Genomic DNA, 19368 nt, shown 5'->3' on the forward strand with positions numbered 1-19368 from the left:
GTCTCCGGTCCCAACTCTGGCCTAAACAGACCCGCGCGACGATCCGCGCCATCAACCCTGAGCGGCAGATAACGATGTCCATTCTCGATTCGATCCAGCGTCAGATCCCGCCGATCCACAAGGAGGGCTATCCCTTCATCGGCGGCTTTGCGCTGGTAAGCCTGATCCTGTTCTGGCTGTGGTCGCCGCTGGGCTGGATCGGCACGATCCTGACGGTGTGGTGCGCGCTGTTTTTCCGCGATCCCGTGCGCGTGACGCCGGTGCGCGAGGGGCTGGTGGTGTCGCCGGCCGACGGCCGCGTCTCGATGATCACCATGGCGCTGCCGCCGGCCGAGCTTGGGCTCGGCGACCGGCCATTGCCGCGCATCTCGGTGTTCATGAGCGTGTTCAATTGCCACGTGAACCGCGCGCCCGTCGCGGGCAGGGTGGACCGCATCGCCTACCGCCCGGGCCTCTTCATCAATGCCGAGCTCGACAAGGCCAGCGAAGACAACGAGCGCAACTCGCTGGTCATCTCGACACCGACGGCTCGCATCGGCGTGGTCCAGATCGCAGGCCTCGTCGCCAAGCGCATCGTCTGCTTCGTCAGGGAAGGTCAGGCGATCGGCGCCGGCGAGCGCTTCGGTCTGATCCGGTTCGGCTCGCGGCTGGACGTCTATCTGCCTGTAGGCACCAAGGCGCTGGTTTCGGAAGGGCAGACCGCCATCGCCGGCGAGACGATTTTGGCCGATCTTGTCGTAGACGACCCCAGCCGCGCCTACCGCGCCAATTAACCAATAGTCGGTCGACGAGGGCTTTCCGCCACAATGGCGGAGAGGGGCGTGGCTTGCTATATCTCGCCTTGAGGTGAGGATCAGCCATGACGCCCTACGACTTCAAGAATCCTGACGTTCGCCGCCGGCGGTTCCGCCCGATTCCGGTGCGGATGCTGGTGCCCAACGTCATCACGTTGCTGGCGATTTGCGCTGGGCTGACGGCGATCCGGCTGTCGATCGAGGGGCGGATGACGCTGGCCGTCTATGCCATCGTGTTCGCCGCCGCGCTCGACGGTATCGACGGGCGCATCGCGCGCATGATCAAGGGCCAGTCCAAGTTCGGCGCCGAACTCGACAGCCTCGCCGATTTCGTCAATTTCGGCGTCGCGCCCGGCCTGATGCTGTATTTCTGGCAACTGCACGAGCTCGGCAACGCCGGCTGGATCGCCGCGATGGTGTTTGCGATTTCCATGTGCCTGCGGCTCGCGCGCTTCAACGCCACACTGGACGATCCGAACAAACCGGCCTTTGCCGCCAACTTCTTCACTGGCGTGCCGGCGCCGGCCGGGGCCATCACCGTGATGTTGCCGATCTATGCGGTCTTCCTTGATCTGGGACGCTGGCCTGCGGCGCTGACGGCCGGCTACACGCTGCTGATTGCCTTCCTGATGGTGTCGCGCCTGCCGGTGTTCTCCGGCAAGAGCATGCGGATGCGGGTGCCGCCGGAACTGGTTCTGCCGGCGTTCGTCGCGGTGATCGTCTTCATCGCACTGCTGATCGCCTATCCCTGGCACGTGCTGTCGATCGGCACGGTGCTGTATCTTCTCGCTTTGCCGCTCGGCTACAAATCCTATCGCGACCAGGCACGCGCGATGGAGGCGGCGGCCCCTGCGGGCGGCGAGGTCTCGTCGCCACCCTCGGCGCCGACGCTGGCGAATTTGTCCGAGCCGCCGCACGACGACGACCGGCCCGGACGGCTGCACTGAACGGCGACACGCGGATATCTGCCATGAGGACCGCCGAGTTGGGTTGAGACCCGATCTCGGCTATATCGCCCTGTGACGGCGGCGTCGCGTCAATCAGCCGCCAATCTGGGAGAGAACGCCGTGACTGATAAAGCGACCGGGCCGCTGCCCGCTTCCGTCCTCGAAGCGCTGGGCCGCTATGATACGCCGACGATCTGCAATGCCATGGAGATCGTGGCGCCCGAGCGCCGGCTGATCGGCTACACCACCAAGCAACTGGTCTGCCCGTTCCCCGATTTGCCGCCGATCGTCGGCTATGCCCGCACGGTCGCGATCCGCTCGGTGTTGAAATCCTCGCTTCCGGCTGAGGAGCAATCGAAGCGCCGCATCGAATATTACGAATATGTCGGCACCGGCCATGGGCCGCGCATCTCGGTGATCCAGGACATCGACGGTCCTGACGTCGGCTACGGCGCGTTCTGGGGCGAGGTGCAGAGCAACGTGCACAAGGCGCTCGGCTGCCTCGGCGTCATCACCGACGGCTCGATCCGCGACATTCCACAATGGGCGCCGGGCTTCCAGGCGTTGGCCGGCTCGATCGGCCCGTCGCACGCCTGGGTCCACGCCGAGAGTTTTGGCGGCGAGGTGCGAGTCGCCGGCATGACCGTGAGGTCTGACGACCTCATCCACGCCGATCAGCACGGCGCCATCGTGATCCCGCTCGACGTCGCGGCAAAGCTGCCCGAGGCTGCCGAACTCTGCGGCCGCCGCGAGACGCCGATCCTGGAGATCGCCCGCAGCCCCGACTTCTCGCTGGAGAAGCTGAAGGCCGCACTGAAGCGCTCGGCGGAGATTCATTGAGCTTACGGCAACGACGCCGGACGCGCGCTTACCTTGTTCGGTCAGGAGGCAGCCCGATCAGGTTTGCGGCGCCGGGGTTTTTGATCAATCGCGCAGCGATTACAGCGAAGACGGCCTCGAGAGAGCAGGGCCGTCGCGCGTCGTCCTGAACGGCATCAACGCGCGCACCAATCCGCAGATCGGCGATTCCGATGCGCGCAAGCGCCTGCGCGAGCTGGGTCTGAACTGACGGGGCTGGCACGCTAGCGCGCAATCATGGTTAGCAAAGCATTGAGAATCCTGTCGGCAAGCGGCAAAGCCGGCATCCTCCGAGCGGACTGTGCCGCTCCCTCGCGCCGCCTCAACTTAACCTTTACGCGGCTTTAAGGGCGGCGCTCTAGGGTTTCCGATGCGGTTCGGGGTTGGGCCGCGCCAGCGGCCAGGACGGCCGTTGTTGCGTACGCGTTGGAGTCTCCGATGGATATTATGACGGGCGTTGGGCTCGTGGCGGGCACGATCGTCATCGCGACGATGATGCTGCTGGGCGGCGACCTCCACATGTTCATCTCCGAGCATGCGATCATCATCATTTTCGGTGGGTCGGTTTCCGCCACCATGATCCGCTTTCCGCTCAGCGCTCTGCTGCATGGGCTGCCGCTTGGCGCCAAGTTCGCCTTCACCATGAGCCGGCTGTCGGCGCATGACCTCGTCGACGAGCTTGCGCGCATTGCCGAGATCGCCCGCAAGCAGGGTCCGGTCGGCCTGGAAAAGGTCGAGACCGACGAGCCGTTCCTGGCCAAGGGCATCCGTTACGTCGCCGACGGCTACGACCTTGATTTCATCCGCGACAATCTCGAGCGCGACCGTGACAACTTCCTGATGCACCTCGACGAGGGCAGCAAGATCTACCGCGCCATCGGCGACTGCGCTCCGGCGTTCGGCATGGTCGGCACCCTGATCGGCATGGTGCAGATGTTCGCCAACATGACCGATCCGTCCAAGCTCGGCCCGTTCATGGCGACGGCGCTGCTCGCCACGCTTTACGGCGCGCTGGTCGCGAACCTGTTCTGTCTGCCGATCGCCGACAAGCTGCATGGCAAGCTGCTGGATGAAGAAACGAATCGCACCTTGATCATCGACGGCATCCTGATGATCCGCGACTCCAAGAGCCCGACCTTGGTGCGCGAAATGCTGCTGGCCTATCTGCCGGAGAAGCATCGGAACGCCGAAGGCGAGCCGGTGCCGGCCTGATCGCGCGCCCCAGGATTTAGGCCATGGCCAAGAAGAAACGCGGCGATGCGCACGGCGGCGGTCACGGCTGGTTCGTGACCTTCGCCGATCTCATGGGCCTGATGATGAGTTTCTTCGTCATGCTCGTGGCGTTCTCGACCCAGGACGCCAACAAGCTGAAGATCGTCGCGGGTTCGATGCGCGATGCGTTCGGCATTCAGAGCGAGGCGCGCTATTCCGGCATCGTGGAGTCCGACGGCCTGCCGACCCGTCCGCGGCTGAAGAACGTCGACCATATCCAGCCCGAGGATGCTTCCAATACGCCGACCCCGGACCAGGAAGATCGCGACAAGACCTCGGGGGCGAAGATCAAGGTCGATCGCAATTTCGCGCTCGCCGCAGCCTCGCTGCGCCAGGCGTTGCAGGACATGCCGGAGCTGACCGAGATGTCCAAGCACATCATGTTCGAGGAGACCAAGCAGGGGCTCAACCTGGAGATCGTCGATCAGGACGGCCGCTCGATGTTCGCCGACGGCTCCAAGGTGCCGTATGATCGCACCCGCCGCCTGGTCGAGAAGCTCGCAGTCCCGCTCAAGGCCACGCCGCTCCGCGTCTCGATCGCCGGCCACACGGCGGCCGGCTTCGTGCCGAACCGCAGCGACTATGGCGCCTTCGATCTGTCGGCCGACCGCGCCAATGCCGTGCGTCAGATCCTCGAACGCGAGGGGCTGCCGCCGTCGCACATTTTCGCCGTCTCCGGCAAGGCGGACACCCAGCCGCTCTTTCCGGACGATCCTTCGCTCGCAGCCAACCGGCGGGTGACCATCACCCTGATGCGCGAGGATCCGCCGCTGCCGCCGAATCTGAAGCCATGAGCATGATCCGGGCCCGGAGGGCAGTGCTAGCGCAAAGCGGGCACCGGTTTTCCGACGGTGATTATGCCCGGAAAATGGGCTGACTTGGCCCCCTTGCGCTACTATCTTACCTGAGGCATGTCGTCGCGCTGGCGATGAGCGTGGCTGCGGCGTTACGGCATCCGGCTCCGCGCCTGCTATGGTGGCGCGCCGATTGACAGGCGCGCCGGAAGCGTCAAAAGGCGCCGGATCAATTCCAGGGACGAAGCGTTCTCCACCCTCATGACGGCGAGCATCACACAGGCCGAGACCCACGAAGGGCCGGCCCGATCAGGTTTTTGGGCCCTTACGCTCGGGAGCATCGGCGTCGTCTTCGGTGATATCGGCACTTCGCCGCTCTATGCCTTCCACGAGGCTGTCCGGGGCGCAGCTCATGGCGAGCCGGTCTCACGGGTCATGGTGCTCGGCGTGCTCTCGCTGATCCTGTGGGCGCTGCTGATCGTCGTCACCGCCAAATACGTCCTGCTGCTGCTGCGTGCCGACAACAACGGGGAGGGCGGCACACTCTCCCTGATGGCGCTCGGCCAGCGTGCGCTCGGACGGCGGAGCTGGTTCCTGCTCGCCCTCGGCGTGGTCGGCGCCTCCATGTTCATCGGCGATTCCATGATCACGCCGGCGATCTCGGTGCTATCGGCAGTGGAAGGCCTGAAGCTCGCAACCCCTGCGCTCGAGCACTACGTCGTGCCGCTCACCGTCCTCATCCTGGTGCTGCTGTTCGCGGTGCAGAGTAAGGGGACCGCGCTGGTCGCTTCGGCCTTTGGGCCGGTGATGGTGGTTTGGTTCACCGTCATCGCTGTGATGGGGGCGGTCCACATCGTCGACGACCCCTCCGTGCTGGCGGCGATCAATCCATACTATGCAGTGCAGTTCGTGCTGTCGCATGGCACGATCGGCCTCGTGACACTCGGCGCGGTGTTCCTGGCGGTGACCGGCGGCGAGGCCCTCTATGCCGATCTCGGCCATTTCGGACGCAAGCCGATCCAGTCGGCCTGGATGTTCTTCGTGCTGCCCGCGCTCCTGATCAACTATTTCGGACAGGGTGCGCTGGTACTGTCCGATCCCAGCGCGATCGAGCACTCGTTCTATCGCATGGTACCCGAGAAGCTGGTGCTGCCGCTCGTCGGACTTGCGACTGCGGCCACCGTGATCGCGAGCCAAGCGGTGATCACCGGCGCTTATTCGCTGGTCTATCAGGCGGTGCAGCTCGGCCTGCTGCCGCGCTTCGAGGTGCGTTACACCTCGGAAACCCATGCCGGCCAGATCTACCTGCCGCGCGTGAACCGGCTGCTGCTGATCGGCGTGATGCTGCTGGTGCTGCTGTTCCATACCCCGAGCAATCTGGCCTCGGCCTACGGTATCGCGGTCTCCACCACCATGGTTGCTGACGGCATCATGGGCTTCGTCGTGATCTGGAAATTGTGGAACTGGCGCGCCGCCACCGCTGCTGCCGTGATCGTGCCCTTCGTCGTCGTCGACCTCAGCTTTTTCAGCGCCAATCTCTTGAAGCTGCTGGAGGGCGCTTGGGTGCCGCTGCTGTTCGGCGCGGCCATGGCGGGAACGATCTGGACCTGGCGGAAGGGATCCGGGATCTTGATCCAGAAGACGCGCCGGATCGAGGTGCCGCTCGACGACCTGATCCGGAGTCTCGAGAAGCGGCCCCCGCACATCGTCAAGGGTACCGCGGTGTTCCTGACCAGCGATCCCGCGTTCGTGCCGACCGCGCTGCTGCACAATCTCAAGCACAACAAGGTCCTGCATGAGCACAACGTGATCCTGACCATCGAGACCGCCCACACGCCGCGGGTCGACGTGTCGGAGCGATTCCGCATGGAGAAGATCAGCGACAAGTTCTCCAAGGTTCGTCTGCGCTTCGGCTTCATGGAGCAGCCGAACGTGCCCAAGGCGCTCGCGATCGCGCGCAAGCAGGGCTGGCAGTTCGACATCATGTCCACGTCGTTCTTCGTGTCACGAAGGTCGCTGAAGGCGTCCGCGCAGTCGGGCATGCCGCTGTGGCAGGATCACCTTTTCATTGCGCTGAGCCGGTCGGCCAATGATGCCACCGACTATTTCCAGATTCCCACTGGGCGGGTGGTTGAAGTCGGCACACAAGTCACCATTTGAACGCAACTGGCGGACCTATGTGAATTTTGCATGGTAAGGACCCGAAATCGGGCTAGGCTATGCCGGTAGCGCAGGACTATAAGCCCGCGCGCTCTTCCGCCATTGTGCAGTGAAGCATTCTTAGAGGCCACTGGCTCTCCCATGACAAGCGACGTAGCAGTTCCCGCCCCGGAAACGGCGGCGGCCAATGGGCATGGCGACGCCCACACCACGGCCGGCTTCGGCGCGCTGACGCTCGGCAGCATCGGCGTTGTCTATGGCGACATCGGCACCAGCCCGCTCTACGCGTTCCGCGAGGCGGTGACGGCAGCCTCGGGCGCTGAGGGCGTCGCCTCACCGGCGGCCGTGCTCGGCGTGCTCTCCCTGATCCTGTGGGCGCTCATCGTCGTGGTGACGCTCAAATACGTCGTGATCCTGCTCCGTGCCGACAACAATGGCGAGGGCGGCACGCTCGCGCTGATGGCGCTGGCCCAGCGCGCGGTCGGAACCGGCGGGGCCACCATCGTCCTGCTCGGCATCATCTCCGGTGCGCTGTTCTATGGCGATGCCGTCATCACGCCCGCGCTCTCGGTGCTGTCTGCGATCGAAGGCATGAAGGATGTCACCCTGACATTCGAGCCTTACGTCGTGCCGCTGACCGTGGTGATCCTGGTCTGCCTGTTCGCCGTGCAGTCGCGCGGCACTGCCCGCGTCGCCGCCTTCTTCGGCCCGATCATGTGCGTCTGGTTCGCAGTCCTTGCGATGGTGGCGATCCATCCGATCATCCAGCAGCCACAAGTGCTGTACGCGCTGAACCCGCTCTACGCCGTGTCGTTCATGCTCCATCACGGCGTCATCGGCTTCGTCACGCTGGGCGCGGTGTTCCTGGCGGTCACCGGCGCCGAGGCGCTCTATGCGGACCTCGGCCATTTCGGCAAGCGGCCGATCCAGACCGCCTGGCTGTTCATCGTGCTGCCGTCGCTGGCGTTGAACTATCTGGGGCAGGGGGCCCTCGTCCTCGGCAATCCCGGCGCGATCGAGAGTCCGTTCTTCCAATTGTTTCCGCAAGGCTGGGTCCGTGGCGGCATGGTCGTGCTTGCCACCGCCGCGACCGTCATCGCCAGCCAGGCCGTCATCACCGGCGCCTACTCACTGACGCGCCAGGCGATCCAGCTCGGCCTGCTGCCCCGCTTCGAAATTCGCCATACGTCGGAAGCCCATTCCGGCCAGATATTCATTCCGCGGATCAACCAGCTGCTGCTGATCGCGGTGGTGCTGCTGGTGCTGCTGTTCCGCTCCTCGAGCGCGCTGGCCTCGGCCTACGGCATCTCCGTTACCGGGACCATGGTGGTCACGGCGATGATGGGCTTCGTCGTGATCTGGAAGGTCTGGCGGTGGTCGCCGGTTGCGGCCGCAGCCCTGATAGCGCCCTTCCTCTTCCTCGACCTCACCTTCCTGGCCGCCAACCTGCTCAAGGTGTTCGAGGGCGGCTGGGTGCCGCTTGCGCTCGGCGCGATCATGATCATCCTGATGTACACGTGGCGCCGCGGCAGCCGCCTCTTGTTCGAGAAGTCGCGCAAGCTCGAGTTCCCGCTGGCCGACCTCGTGGCGATGCTGGAGAAGCGGCCGCCGCAGCGCGTACCCGGCACCGCCGTGTTCCTGACCTCGGACCCGCTCAGCGCGCCGACGGCGCTGATGCATAGTCTGAAGCACTACAAGGTGCTGCACGAGAAGAATGTCATTCTCACCATCGAGACGGCGCAGACCCCGCGGATCAATCCGACCGAGCGCGTCAGGCTGGAGCAGATCTCACCGACCTTCTCCAAGGTGACGCTCAAGTTCGGCTTCATGGAATCGCCCAACGTGCCGAAGGCGCTGGCGATCGCCCGCAAGCTCGGCTGGCAGTTCGATATCATGTCGACCTCGTTCTTCCTGTCGCGCCGGGCACTGAAACCCGCCGCCCATTCGGGCATGCCGCGCTGGCAGGACCGGCTGTTCATCTCGCTCAGCCGCTCCGCCAACGATGCCACGGACTATTTCCAGATCCCGAGCGGCCGCGTGGTCGAAGTCGGCACCCAGGTGGCGATCTAGGCGGCCAAACCAAGGCCGCACTTCAAGTCGCTGCGATTTAGCTTTAACTTGCGCCGCGCGGCTCAAGCCTTTGTAGCGCTTGATTTTCGTCTCCCGAGAGGCGAGGTTGCCGCCGGCCGGGGCGCCCCGGCATGAGCCCCGCGACGTTGGAGGATGATGTGGCAAACCAGGTACAGGATCTGACCCCGGACGAGGTCTCCAAAGGTGTCGCGGAAGGACGCTATCTGCTGGTCGACGTTCGCGAGCCGAACGAGGTGCAAGCCGAGGCCTATCCTTACGGCGTCGTGGTGCCGCTTTCGACCTTCGATCCCAAGGCGATCCCCGATCCCCAGGGCAAGCAGGTCGTGTTTGCCTGCCGCTCGGGCAAACGCTCGGTGACGGCCTCGCTCGCGGCGCAGGCGGCGGGGCTGCCTTACGACAAGCATCTGGCCGGCGGCATGCTCGGTTGGAAGGCGGCGGGTCTTCCCAGCAAGGTCGGTGGCTGATCGGGCCGATGACAACCAAGAGCTCCTCGCTGAACAAGGTCTTCGCCGACCTTCCCGTCACCATCTTCGAGGCGATGTCGCAGGCCGCGCGCGACAACAATGCGGTCAATCTCGGCCAGGGCTTCCCCGACGATCCCGGCCCGGAGGACATCCGCCGCGCCGCGGCCGAGGCCTCGCTGAACGGCTACAACCAGTACCCGTCGATGATGGGCCTGCCGGAGCTGCGCCAGGCGATCGCAACCCATTACGGCCATTGGCACGGCCTCAAGCTCGATCCGATGAGCGAGGTGATGGTGACCTCCGGCGGCACCGAGGCGCTGACATCGGCCATCCTCGCGGTGGTCCAGCCCGGCGACGAGGTGGTGTGCTTCCAGCCGGTCTATGATTCCTATTTGCCGATCATCCGCCAGGCCGGCGGTATTCCGCGCCTCGTCCGGCTCGAGCCGCCGCACTGGCGGCTGAATGAGGACATGCTGAAAAGCGTCTTCAATTCAAAGACCAAGGCGGTGCTGTTCAACAATCCCTTGAATCCGTCCGCGGTGGTCTATCCGCGCGAGGACCTCGAGCTGCTTGCACGCTATTGCCAGGAGTTCGACGTCATCGCGATCTGCGACGAGGTCTGGGAGCACGTCACCTTCGACGAGCACAAGCACATCCCGCTGATCACCATCCCCGGCATGCGCGAGCGCACCATCAAGGTCGGCTCGGCCGGCAAGATCTTCTCGCTGACGGGCTGGAAGATCGGCTTCGTCTGCGCCGCGCCGCCGCTGCTTCGTGTCGCCGCCAAGGTGCACCAGTTCCTGACCTTCACCACCGCGCCGAACCTGCAGGCCGCCGTGGCCTACGGCCTCGGCAAGTCCGACGATTACTTCCTGTCGATGCGCAAGGATTTGACGCGGAGCAGGGACCGCCTGACCAAGGGGCTCGAAAGCCTCGGCTTCCCCGTGCTGAAGTCGCAAGGCACCTACTTCCTCACCGTGGACCTGTCGCCGCTCGGGCTCAACGAGAGCGACACCGAGTTCTGTTGGCGCATCGTTAGGGATTATAAGGTCGCGGCGATCCCGGTCTCGGCGTTCTATGAGCAGGATCCGGTGACCTCGGTGGTTCGCTTCTGCTTTGCCAAGAAGGATGAGACTCTCGACACCGCGCTGGAGCGGCTGTCGGACGCGGTGCGCGGACGCAAGAGGTAGCGATGACGAAGGTCGGCCGCTTGAGGCTTTGCTTTTCCTGGCTTTGCCTTGGTTTTGCAATCGCCGCAGCGCTGACGTTGCTCATCGCCCCCGCAGGGGCCGAGCAGCGGGTCGTCAACTTCTACAACTGGTCCAACTATATGGCGCCGGATGTCTTGGAGGGCTTCACCAAGGAGACCGGCATCAAGGTCGTCTACGACACCTTTGATGCCAACGAGACGCTGGAGACGCGCCTGATGGCCGGCAGGTCCGGCTACGACGTCGTGGTGCCCACCGCCTATTTCCTGCAGCGCCAGATCAAGGCCAACATTTTCCAGAAGCTCGACAAGTCGAAGCTGCCGAACTTGGCCAATGCCTGGCCGGTGGTGACGCAGCGCCTCGGCATCTACGATCCCGGCAACGTCTACGCCGCCAACTACATGTGGGGCACGACGGGCATCGGTTACAACGTCGCCAAGGTGAAGCAGATCCTTGGGGCCGATGCCGAGATCGACAGCTGGGACATCGTCTTCAAGCCGGAGAACCTGGCAAAATTTAGAGATTGCGGCGTGCACATGCTCGATTCCGCCGACGACATCTTTCCGGCAGCGCTGAACTATCTCGGGCTCGATCCGAACTCGACCAAGCAGGCCGACCTGGAGAAGGCCGCCGATGTGGTCGCAAAAGTCCGCCCGTCCGTGCGCAAGTTCCACTCGTCCGAATACTTGAGCGCGCTCGCCACCGGCGAGATCTGCTTCGTGGTCGGCTGGTCCGGCGACATCATGCAGGCCCGCGCCCGCGCCGCCGAAGCCAAGAGCGGCATCGAGATCGGCTACGCCATTCCGAAGGAGGGTGCGCAGATGTTCTTCGACAATCTCGCGATCCCGGCGGACGCCAAGAACGTCAAGGAAGCCTACGAGCTGATCAACTATCTCTACCGTCCGGACGTTGCCGCCAAGAACTCGGACTTCCTGTCCTACGCTAACGGCAACCTCGCCAGCCAGAAGCTGGTCGATCTGAAGATCCTGAACGACAAGAACATCTATCCGGACGAGGCGACGCTCGCAAAATTGTTCGTCATCACGGCGCGGGAGCCGGCGACGCAGCGCATCATCAATAGGCTTTGGACCAAGGTGAAGACGGGAAGGTAGAGGGGCCGCACTTCGTCATTGCGAGCGAAGCGAAGCAATCCAGAATCTCTCCGCGGCGGCACTCTGGATTGCTTCGTCGCTTCAGCGCAAAATTGCTACGCAATTTTGTCGCGAGCTCCTCGCAATGACGACGAGCTACCGCCACCTGCGATGCAGCCACAGCCATTGCTCGGGATGCTCGCGCACCCAGCTCTCGACCACATTGGTGACCGCCTGCGTCGTGCCCTGGATGTCGATCTTGCCGTCCGCATCGCGCACTGGGGGGATCTCTTCGGTGAGCTCGGCGCGGAAGCGAAAGCCGGGCAGGCGGATGATGCGTACGCCGTGGATCGGGCATTCGACCTGGCGGAGCAGGCGCGCCAGCATCGGATTGGCGCGGGTCTTGCGGCCGAAGAAGCTGACCTCGACGCCGCCGGTCAGGTACTGGTCGATCAACATCGCGACGTGCTTGCCGTCCTTCAGCGCCTGCGCGAGCCGCAGCGGCGCGTCGCGGCCGGCGGGGATCAGCGTGCCCATGTTGACCTGGCGCATTTCCTGAATGATGCGGTCGGCGGAGGCGATGTTGGGGCGGCGGTAGAGGATCGCGGTGTCCAGCCCATGCGCGACCGCGGCGAGCGCCGGCAATTCCCAGTTGGCCAGATGCGCTGCGAAGATCAAAGCCGGTTTGCCGTCGTCGCGGATGCGGTCGAACCGTTCGACGCTGCTCTGGGGCAGTTCGATCCGGCTGTTTTCCGGATGGGCACGGTCGTAATCCCAGACGTGGTCCATATGGGCGAATTCGGCACCGACGCGACCGAGATTGTCCCACACGCCCATCAGGATGTCTTCGATCTCTTCCGGCGACTTCTCGGGGAAGGCCGCAGTGAGATTGGCGCGGCCGATGCGGTGCTCGCGCAGACGCCGCCCGATCAGCTTGGTCGCACGTGCGAAGAAGTCCGAGGTCTTGACCGGATCGAAATAGCGTGTCGTGCGCAGCATACCGACCGTGGCCGCGCCGATCAGGCTGCCACTGATCGATTTGGCTGCATTCCGCGCGCGAATCTTCGTGCTGATAGGAATCAGCGCCATGCGTCCGGTCAGGCCGGTTCGCGGGTCAGGATCAGCGAGGCGTTCTGGCCGCCGAAGCCGAAAGAGTTCGACATCACGGCGGTGACGCGGGCATCCCGCGCCTTGTTGCCGACGACATCGAACAGGATCGTGGGATCCGGAGTGTCGTAATTGATCGTCGGCGGAATGCGCTGATGCTCGAGCGTGAGCAGCGAGAAAATCGCCTCGACCGCGCCGGCGGCCGAGATGGTGTGGCCCACCATCGACTTGTTGGAGGTGACCGGAATCTTCTGCAGGAGCTCGCCGAACACGGCCGACGTCGTGTTGTACTCCATCTTGTCGTTCTCGGGCGTCGCGGTGCCGTGCGCGTTGATGTGGTCGATCTGGTCCGTCGTCATGCCGGCATCGGCCAGCGTCTTGTTCATGCAGCCGATGATCGGCTTGCCGTCGGGCGAGGAGCGGGTGCGATGGAAGGAATCGGTGAGCTCGCCGCAGCCGGCGATCACGCCGAGGATCTTTGCGCCACGCGCGGTGGCGGCTTCATAGCTCTCCAGCACGAGCGCGCCGGCGCCCTCGGCCATGACAAAGCCATCGCGGTTCTTGGAGAAGGGGCGGGAGGCCGCTTGCGGCGGATCGTTCTGGGTCGACAGCGCCGAGAGCAGCGAGAAGCGCACCATGGCTTCAGGATTGACCGTGCCGTCGGTCGCGACGCACAGCGCGGCGTCGGTCTCGCCGCGGCGGATGGCCTCGACGCCGAGCTGGATCGAGGTGGCTCCGGACGCGCAGGCCGTCGACAGCGAGATCGGCGAGCCCTTGGTGCCGAAGGTTTCGGCGAGGTGGGCCGCCACCGAGCCGAACATGAAGCGGTGGTGATAGGCGGCGTACTTGCCGCCGCCGGAGATGCGCAGCAAATCGTCATAGGTGAAGTCGGGCTTGCCGACGGCGCGGCCGAGCTCGCGGCGCTGCGGCCATTCCACCTCGACCGGCGCGACCGCGAGGAAAAGGGGACCCGGGAAATCTGCCTTCGCGCCGATGCCGGCCTGCTCGAGCGCTTCCTGCGTCACCAATTCAGCCATGCGCTCGGACAGGCCGGTGGAGGAAAACGGATCGACGCTGACGAAATCGACAGTGCCGGCCATCGTGGTCTTCAGGCCGTCGACCGGAAAGCGGGTGATGGTGCGGATACCGGATTCGCCGGCAACGAGCTTCGCCCAATTGTCGGCCTTGCCGGCACCGAGCGAGGTCATGATGCCCATGCCGGTGACGACGACGACGGGCCGCCCGAGTTTGTCGCGTGGTGCAGTCATGTCGATCCCCCGGGTGAGCTAGCTAACCGCCTCGACCAGCGCCATGCCTTCGCCGCGCCAGTGTCCGGCTCCCACCACCACAATCTGGGTGGGGGCTCCCTGCATTTCAATCTCGGTGCCCGTGGAATCGTTCGGCGGGAACAGCGCACCACGCGAGATCGACAGCGCGGCGAGTGCGATGCCAAGCGGGAATTGCGTCTCCATGGTATGGCCGAACATCGTGCCGGTCGAGCGCACCGGGAAGTCGGCATGGCCCTTCAGGAAGCCGCGCTCTTCGCTGGTCGCCGGCTCCGCGCCGGTCGCCCCCGTGATGATGGCGCCCTTGCCCTCGCGCTTAGGCAGCTTGGCCCAGAGCTTTTCCAGCGTGGCGGCCATGTCGCCGGGCTGCTTGCGCCGGGCGAGGTCGGCGACGACGCTCGACAATCTTGCGAACGGCTTTGCGCCGCGCGCCTGCGCATGCGCCTTCGACTCCAGCACCAGGAAGGCGCCGGCCGAGCCGAGCGCGAAGCCGGCGTGGTCCTTGCGCGCCCACACCGGCGCAAACTTGTGCTTCAGGTTGAAGTCTCCGAATTCATAGAGGACCATCAGGTCCTTGCGCTCGCCGTTGTGCGAGCCACCAACGAGGGCAATGTCGCTCTCGCCCGAGGCGATGCGCGCCAGCGCGATGCGGGCGGCATCGGCGCCCGCCACCTCTTCGCCCATGAAGGTGCGCGAGGTGCCGCCAAGACCGTGCACGATGGCGATGTTGCCGGCGAGCAGGTTGGAAAGCTGCGCCAGGAACAAGGTCGGGCGCAAATCGCTCATCAGCCGTTCGTTGAGGAAACCGGGCGCGTTCGCCCCCTTGGCCTCGGCCGTCAAGACGCCGGTGTCGACGTTGAGGTCGCGCTCGCCGCCGCCCGCGGCCACCACCATGTCGATCTTCGATAGGATGTCCTTGTTGCCCTTGATCCCGGCGGAATCGAGCGCAAGGCCGGCAGCATAGGTGCCGATGCGCTGCCAGGCTTCCATCTGGCGCTGGTCGCCCTTCTTCGGGATCTGGGCGTCGAAGCTGACCGGCATCAAGGGATGCACGATGTAGGGCGCAAAGCCCTTCTCGTCGACATTGATGCGCTTCTCCTGAAGCGCGGCCCAATTGGCCTCGAGGCCCTCGCCGAGCGAGGTCGCAAGGCCAATGCCAGTGATCCAGACTTCGGTCTGGCCGGGCTTCGAAGCAGTGTCAGTCATGGCGATACGGCCTGTTGCGGAAAGCCGACACGCTCGGCGACTTTCGCCATGTAACCGCGCATATCCGCATTGGGGAAGGGAATCAGTGTGAAGGTCAGCGCTGAATTCGCGCGCAGCTTACCGCCGACCCTGATCTTGGCTTCGGTCATGGCATAGCCGGAGCCTTCATGGGTGAGGCTCGCCTCGATGCTCATGAGATCGCCGGGGAAGACCGAGCCGCGGACCTTGGCCTCCTTCACGGCGGCAAGGATCGGCATGCGTTCGAACTTGAACACGCCGAGCTGGAGCCAGCCCGAGGCCTGCGCCATCGATTCGATCAGGAGCACGCCGGGCATCAAGGGGTAACCCGGGAAGTGCCCCTCGAAGATGGTGCTCTCCTTCGGGACCTGGGCTTCGACGACAATCGTCTTCTCGTCGACCTTGAGGTCGACGATGCGATCGATCATGTGGAAGTATTCGAGTTGCATGGTCGCGCGCTTACGCGCTCGCGCCCTTGGCCGCAACCAGTTCGTCGATGCGGGCGCACAGGTTCTTCAGCACGAAATACTGTTCGGTGGTCGCCTTGCCGTCGTTGACCTCCTGGGTCCACTTTTCCAGCGGCAGCTTGATGCCGAACTGCTTGTCGATCGCGAACGCGATGTCCAGGAAATCAAGGCTGTCGATGCCGAGATCATCGATGGCATGGCTATCCGGCGTGATCGTGTCGCGCGGGATGTCGCAGGTTTCAGCGATGATCGTGGCGACCTGATCGAATGTGGAAGACATCACTAAGCCTTTGATATATTGCGGGTATTTTCCAGATTATCCAGAGTGGCACGGTGGGTGGGCATCGCGCCCCCGATGACGCCCTCAACCCCCCTCTGGCCGGGTCGAGAGCCCGTATATCGGAGCGCCGCCCCGAGTTCAATGGAGCCGGGCAGGCGAGGAGACGGGGCTGGGGATGCCCGCCGGAGCCTCTTCCGCCGGGCTTGGGCGGCGAATCGGGCCTAGATATGCGGCGTCGTGATCTTGACGCAGTCGCGGCGGCCCATCAGCACGCAATCCTGGGTCCGACGCAGGTCGGCAATGCTGACCGCGAGCCAAATTCCGATTGCGGTCAACGCGATGGTGAAGGCCAGCGCCGCGATGTTGGCGAGCATGCGGTGACGGAAATCGTCCGGCTCGGCGCGGGGTTGCTCGTAGCGTGACAGGTCGAGCGGTTCGGGCGCGACGCGCAACGGCTGCACGGTACCGCTGCCGCGGTGGACCGCCGGGGAAGGCGAGGTGCGCGGCCTGAACTGGAGCACCCGGTGCTCGTCGTCAGAGCTTATGGGCCGCCGGGTCGTCATAGGGTAGGGATCACTCCGAAGCAGCGGTTTTAGATAGCACACGTGATGAACGCGTTGCAGAAAATCTTCGCAATGTCCGCGTGTAATTGTGCTCTCGCGCTATCTGTGCAAGGGGCCGGTCCGGAGCGATCGTGGAACCGGCCGTCGTGTCGACGGCAGTGCGCGAGGGTTTGCGTTGCAACAACGGGCATGGCGACGGGCAAGGACTTCGCGCGTTCGTTTCCGTCTACATCGGCTTTTGATCTCGGCGTCCTTCCGAACGCGTCTTGCCCTCGCCAAGTCCATGTCATAGTCGGGGGAACCTGAACCTCAGTTGCATCCATGCGAGGGGCCCTCGACCATGACCACGACCAACGCGCGCGAGCCGAGAGTGCATCCGATCCCGATCCTGTCGCTCCGGCCGACGCAGATGACGGTCGGCATGCGCGAGGTCAAGGAGAAGCGCAAGCGCTGGCGCGAGCATGACAAGAAGAAGCAGGCCGATCTGCTCGGCAAGCACATGATCCCCGTCGTCTACGGCCCCGACGCGCGCTATTACGTGATCGACCATCATCATCTTGGCCGCGCGCTGCACGACGAAGGCGTCAAGGAGGTGCTGGTGACCATCGTCGGCGATCTCCGCATGGTCGAGCGCGAGGCGTTCTGGGGCGTGATGGACAACAAGCGCTGGGTCTACCCTTACGACGCTAAGGGCGAGCGGCGGTCGTTCCGCGATCTGCCGAAATCGATCGCCGATCTCAAGGACGATCCGTTCCGCAGCCTTGCCGGCGAAATCCGCCGCATGGGCGGCTTCGCCAAGGACACCACACCCTTCTCCGAATTCCTGTGGGCCGACTTCCTGCGCCGGAAGGTTTCGCGCAAGGTGGTGGAGGGCGATTTCGACAAGGCCCTCGAGAAGGCGATGTCCGCGGCCAAGAGCAAGGATGCGATCTATCTGCCTGGCTGGTGCGGCCCGGCGGACGAAGATTAGACGCGATCGTTCATCAATCGCGCTGGAAGATCTTGGCGCCGGGGTAGGCGCGGCGGGCGTAAGTGACCACCAGCGCGCGGTCCTGGGTGTCCAGGAAGGGCGTTCGGATCTGGCACGACCCGACGATGAGGTGCCACAGGCCATTGAGCTTCTGGATCACGATCTTCATTTGAATAGTCCTCGATGACTCCCATTCCAGCGAATGCTGCTTGTCGCTGCAGTGCTTAGGATCGTGGCCGCGGGTGTGAAATTCCCAACACCGGTCGCGCTCCTCTGCAAAAACACGTCGACCATTATTATATTAGGTAGCCGCGGCACGCGCCCAGATAAGCCGAATCTCATCACAGCCGCTTGAGCGAAATCAATTTCCGCACCCACGAAACCGTCCTGAAACAGAGCCGGCCCATCTCTATGGAGTAGTCGAGCTCACACAGGAGGCGAACATGCGCCGTCTCGTTTTCGTAATTGCCTTGCTCGCGGTTGCGTCGGCGGGAATCTCGGCATCGTTTGCCGCAGTTCACCACGCCAAGACGTTGACGTTCGCGGAGCGCTTTGCTCCGGCGCTCGAGTTGATGGCGAAGCGCTAGCGCAAAACGCCTTGCGCGCGAGAGCGGATGGCTTCAACCGGCCAGTTCGCGATCGATGTTCCGCAGCCGCACGAAGGCTGCCCAAGCCTGCGGATAGTCCTTGTCGGCGGGATCGATCGCAAGCAGCGCGCAGCGTGCTTTCCTGATCTCTTCCGACGACACACGTTTCGTCGGAGGCTCCAATGTTCTCGACTGCTCCCAGCGGGCCTCGATCTCCTTCGCAAGAGCCAAGGCTTCGGCGGCCGTCGGCTCCTGCGTTGATTTCGCCGGGCATTGGCCTGAAGGGAGCGCCGGCCATGCGACCGGCGGCCGATCGGTCTGCCAGGTGAGTTCGGTGTCGGGGGCGGCTTTCATTTGCGAAACTGAAGACCGCATCTGCGAAATTGAAGGCTGCCCTGCCGGCGCCGGTCCCGTCCCGGCCGGTCCTGTCCCCGCCGGACCCGACGGGCTTCCCGCAGCCGATGCGACTGCTGCTGTCTGCGCGGCCAGTTGGCCAAGCTGTTGCTCCATCGTCCCGCCGCTGGATTGGGGGATGACCTTCCCGACGGCCTTGGCCACCGCCAGCGCGCCGGGCGCTATCGGCGTTTGTTGTTCGGCAGTCCTGACGTCGGTTGCGATTGGGCACGATTTGTATGGAAAGTGTTGGGAGGTGATCCGGCCGTCGTCGTCGACCCGGGCGAAGTCGCTGGCGACGGTGTAAACGAACGCGGCATCGATCGCGTGGCCCGCCCTGTTCTTCGCGTTCACGGCGCCGCATACGTATCTCGCAGCGTCTGCCTCGACCGTTCGCAGGCCGCTGAAGTGAGCTGAACGTGGCTCGAGGAGCATGCGAGAGACCGCCGCTCGGGCCTTGCGATGCTCAGATTGAAACAGGCTCCATATTTCATCGGAATTGACGATGTCGGGCTGGTAGTTCCACATGTAGCCAGCCCCGAAGAATGCTGCGCCGACGCACGTCGCAATGATGGATGCTCGCAGGTTCATGAGATGGCGCCCTTTGGCAGGCACGACTCGTCCGCGTCTCCGTCCATGGTCTTGACGGAAACTTGTGGAGGTTGCGCCGACGTGTTTGTGCTAGTTATGAGCGAGGCTCTTAACAAAACGTATGCGATTGTGGATTCATTTTGGTTCCCGTCAGGCGGGAACTTTATTTCCCGCCGCGGCGTCATTTCGCATGCGTGTCACGCGCCCATCGTCGGCCGGGC

20 protein-coding genes are annotated in these 19368 nt (G+C 64.2%); 12 read left to right on the forward strand and 8 right to left on the reverse strand.

Annotated elements, in window-relative coordinates; all coding sequences use genetic code 11:
- Window positions 1-68: 68 nt before the first annotated feature.
- From UNPA324_RS14715 to UNPA324_RS14760, 10 genes are all read left to right on the forward strand, one after another.
- Window positions 69-773 carry a phosphatidylserine decarboxylase gene (locus UNPA324_RS14715; RefSeq protein WP_283810312.1) on the forward strand — a complete coding sequence of 235 codons (705 nt, stop codon included), beginning with the start codon at window positions 69-71 and terminating at the stop codon, window positions 771-773.
- A gap of 86 nt (window positions 774-859) precedes the next feature.
- A complete protein-coding gene (locus UNPA324_RS14720) occupies window positions 860-1741 on the forward strand; it encodes a CDP-alcohol phosphatidyltransferase family protein (RefSeq protein WP_128922438.1) in 882 nt (293 codons plus the stop codon).
- A 120-nt stretch (window positions 1742-1861) separates the two neighbouring features.
- Window positions 1862-2581: an RraA family protein gene (locus UNPA324_RS14725; protein ID WP_181769401.1), complete on the forward strand. Its 720-nt coding sequence runs from the start codon at window positions 1862-1864 to the stop codon at window positions 2579-2581.
- 456 nt (window positions 2582-3037) lie between these two features.
- Window positions 3038-3811, forward strand: coding sequence for a motility protein A (locus UNPA324_RS14730; RefSeq protein ID WP_128922436.1), 774 nt, complete (start codon window positions 3038-3040; stop codon window positions 3809-3811).
- A 23-nt stretch (window positions 3812-3834) separates the two neighbouring features.
- The gene (locus UNPA324_RS14735) at window positions 3835-4665 is read left to right on the forward strand and encodes an OmpA/MotB family protein (RefSeq protein ID WP_128922435.1); all 831 of its coding nucleotides are present in this window, start codon (window positions 3835-3837) and stop codon (window positions 4663-4665) included.
- Window positions 4666-4926: 261 nt separating this feature from the next.
- A complete protein-coding gene (locus UNPA324_RS14740) occupies window positions 4927-6825 on the forward strand; it encodes a potassium transporter Kup (RefSeq protein WP_164936631.1) in 1899 nt (632 codons plus the stop codon).
- 141 nt (window positions 6826-6966) lie between these two features.
- Window positions 6967-8895, forward strand: coding sequence for a potassium transporter Kup (locus UNPA324_RS14745; RefSeq protein WP_141934979.1), 1929 nt, complete (start codon window positions 6967-6969; stop codon window positions 8893-8895).
- A 158-nt stretch (window positions 8896-9053) separates the two neighbouring features.
- Window positions 9054-9380, forward strand: coding sequence for a rhodanese-like domain-containing protein (locus UNPA324_RS14750; RefSeq protein WP_128925005.1), 327 nt, complete (start codon window positions 9054-9056; stop codon window positions 9378-9380).
- 8 nt (window positions 9381-9388) lie between these two features.
- Window positions 9389-10570, forward strand: coding sequence for an aminotransferase (locus UNPA324_RS14755; protein WP_141934980.1), 1182 nt, complete (start codon window positions 9389-9391; stop codon window positions 10568-10570).
- Between the two features lie 2 nt (window positions 10571-10572).
- Window positions 10573-11700, forward strand: coding sequence for a polyamine ABC transporter substrate-binding protein (locus UNPA324_RS14760; RefSeq protein ID WP_141934981.1), 1128 nt, complete (start codon window positions 10573-10575; stop codon window positions 11698-11700).
- Window positions 11701-11835: 135 nt separating this feature from the next.
- On the opposite strand, the gene UNPA324_RS14765 is transcribed toward UNPA324_RS14760, so the two are convergent.
- From UNPA324_RS14765 to UNPA324_RS14790, 6 genes are all read right to left on the reverse strand, one after another.
- Entirely contained in the window at window positions 11836-12768 is a 933-nt protein-coding gene (locus UNPA324_RS14765; RefSeq protein ID WP_141934982.1) for a lipid A biosynthesis lauroyl acyltransferase, read from the reverse strand.
- Between the two features lie 8 nt (window positions 12769-12776).
- On the reverse strand, window positions 12777-14054 hold the full coding sequence (locus tag UNPA324_RS14770) for a beta-ketoacyl-ACP synthase (protein WP_128922428.1): 1278 nt from the start codon (window positions 14052-14054) through the stop codon (window positions 12777-12779).
- 18 nt (window positions 14055-14072) lie between these two features.
- Window positions 14073-15278 carry a beta-ketoacyl-ACP synthase gene (locus tag UNPA324_RS14775; RefSeq protein ID WP_141934983.1) on the reverse strand — a complete coding sequence of 402 codons (1206 nt, stop codon included), beginning with the start codon at window positions 15276-15278 and terminating at the stop codon, window positions 14073-14075.
- A complete protein-coding gene (locus UNPA324_RS14780) occupies window positions 15275-15745 on the reverse strand; it encodes a 3-hydroxyacyl-ACP dehydratase FabZ family protein (RefSeq protein WP_128922426.1) in 471 nt (156 codons plus the stop codon). The genes UNPA324_RS14775 and UNPA324_RS14780 overlap by 4 nt, the downstream gene beginning before the upstream one ends.
- Window positions 15746-15755: 10 nt before the next feature.
- Window positions 15756-16043, reverse strand: a complete 288-nt coding sequence (locus UNPA324_RS14785) for an acyl carrier protein (RefSeq protein ID WP_007592476.1) — start codon at window positions 16041-16043, stop codon at window positions 15756-15758.
- A gap of 221 nt (window positions 16044-16264) precedes the next feature.
- Complete coding sequence (locus UNPA324_RS14790; protein ID WP_128922425.1) at window positions 16265-16606, reverse strand: hypothetical protein; 342 nt, start codon at window positions 16604-16606, stop codon at window positions 16265-16267.
- Between the two features lie 340 nt (window positions 16607-16946).
- Between UNPA324_RS14790 and UNPA324_RS14795 the strand changes: the two genes are divergently transcribed.
- Window positions 16947-17576 carry a ParB-like protein gene (locus UNPA324_RS14795; protein WP_128922424.1) on the forward strand — a complete coding sequence of 210 codons (630 nt, stop codon included), beginning with the start codon at window positions 16947-16949 and terminating at the stop codon, window positions 17574-17576.
- A 13-nt stretch (window positions 17577-17589) separates the two neighbouring features.
- Here the strand turns inward: UNPA324_RS14795 and UNPA324_RS35130 are convergent, their stop codons facing one another.
- Window positions 17590-17745 carry a hypothetical protein gene (locus tag UNPA324_RS35130; protein WP_164936630.1) on the reverse strand — a complete coding sequence of 52 codons (156 nt, stop codon included), beginning with the start codon at window positions 17743-17745 and terminating at the stop codon, window positions 17590-17592.
- Window positions 17746-18019: 274 nt separating this feature from the next.
- Between UNPA324_RS35130 and UNPA324_RS35135 the strand changes: the two genes are divergently transcribed.
- The gene (locus UNPA324_RS35135; RefSeq protein ID WP_164936629.1) at window positions 18020-18163 is read left to right on the forward strand and encodes a hypothetical protein; all 144 of its coding nucleotides are present in this window, start codon (window positions 18020-18022) and stop codon (window positions 18161-18163) included.
- Window positions 18164-18196: 33 nt separating this feature from the next.
- On the opposite strand, the gene UNPA324_RS14800 is transcribed toward UNPA324_RS35135, so the two are convergent.
- The gene (locus tag UNPA324_RS14800) at window positions 18197-19147 is read right to left on the reverse strand and encodes a hypothetical protein (RefSeq protein ID WP_128922423.1); all 951 of its coding nucleotides are present in this window, start codon (window positions 19145-19147) and stop codon (window positions 18197-18199) included.
- Between the last annotated feature and the right edge of the window lie 221 nt (window positions 19148-19368).

Source organism: Bradyrhizobium sp. UNPA324 (genome assembly GCF_006658635.1).
Lineage (GTDB): Bacteria > Pseudomonadota > Alphaproteobacteria > Rhizobiales > Xanthobacteraceae > Bradyrhizobium > Bradyrhizobium nanningense.

What these genes read in the sequence shown, in the direction of transcription:
- UNPA324_RS14720 (WP_128922438.1), top strand. Translation starts at nt 860, where the DNA reads ATGACGCCCTACGACTTCAAGAATCCTGACGTTCGCCGCCGGCGGTTC.
- UNPA324_RS14730 (WP_128922436.1), top strand. Translation starts at nt 3,038, where the DNA reads ATGGATATTATGACGGGCGTTGGGCTCGTGGCGGGCACGATCGTCATC.
- UNPA324_RS14735 (WP_128922435.1), top strand. Translation starts at nt 3,835, where the DNA reads ATGGCCAAGAAGAAACGCGGCGATGCGCACGGCGGCGGTCACGGCTGG.
- UNPA324_RS14740 (WP_164936631.1), top strand. Translation starts at nt 4,927, where the DNA reads ATGACGGCGAGCATCACACAGGCCGAGACCCACGAAGGGCCGGCCCGA.
- UNPA324_RS14745 (WP_141934979.1), top strand. Translation starts at nt 6,967, where the DNA reads ATGACAAGCGACGTAGCAGTTCCCGCCCCGGAAACGGCGGCGGCCAAT.
- UNPA324_RS14755 (WP_141934980.1), top strand. Translation starts at nt 9,389, where the DNA reads ATGACAACCAAGAGCTCCTCGCTGAACAAGGTCTTCGCCGACCTTCCC.
- UNPA324_RS14760 (WP_141934981.1), top strand. Translation starts at nt 10,573, where the DNA reads ATGACGAAGGTCGGCCGCTTGAGGCTTTGCTTTTCCTGGCTTTGCCTT.
- UNPA324_RS14765 (WP_141934982.1), bottom strand. Translation starts at nt 12,768, where the DNA reads ATGGCGCTGATTCCTATCAGCACGAAGATTCGCGCGCGGAATGCAGCC.
- UNPA324_RS14770 (WP_128922428.1), bottom strand. Translation starts at nt 14,054, where the DNA reads ATGACTGCACCACGCGACAAACTCGGGCGGCCCGTCGTCGTCGTCACC.
- UNPA324_RS14775 (WP_141934983.1), bottom strand. Translation starts at nt 15,278, where the DNA reads ATGACTGACACTGCTTCGAAGCCCGGCCAGACCGAAGTCTGGATCACT.
- UNPA324_RS14780 (WP_128922426.1), bottom strand. Translation starts at nt 15,745, where the DNA reads ATGCAACTCGAATACTTCCACATGATCGATCGCATCGTCGACCTCAAG.
- UNPA324_RS14785 (WP_007592476.1), bottom strand. Translation starts at nt 16,043, where the DNA reads ATGTCTTCCACATTCGATCAGGTCGCCACGATCATCGCTGAAACCTGC.
- UNPA324_RS14790 (WP_128922425.1), bottom strand. Translation starts at nt 16,606, where the DNA reads ATGACGACCCGGCGGCCCATAAGCTCTGACGACGAGCACCGGGTGCTC.
- UNPA324_RS14795 (WP_128922424.1), top strand. Translation starts at nt 16,947, where the DNA reads ATGACCACGACCAACGCGCGCGAGCCGAGAGTGCATCCGATCCCGATC.
- UNPA324_RS35130 (WP_164936630.1), bottom strand. Translation starts at nt 17,745, where the DNA reads ATGAAGATCGTGATCCAGAAGCTCAATGGCCTGTGGCACCTCATCGTC.
- UNPA324_RS35135 (WP_164936629.1), top strand. Translation starts at nt 18,020, where the DNA reads ATGCGCCGTCTCGTTTTCGTAATTGCCTTGCTCGCGGTTGCGTCGGCG.
- UNPA324_RS14800 (WP_128922423.1), bottom strand. Translation starts at nt 19,147, where the DNA reads ATGAACCTGCGAGCATCCATCATTGCGACGTGCGTCGGCGCAGCATTC.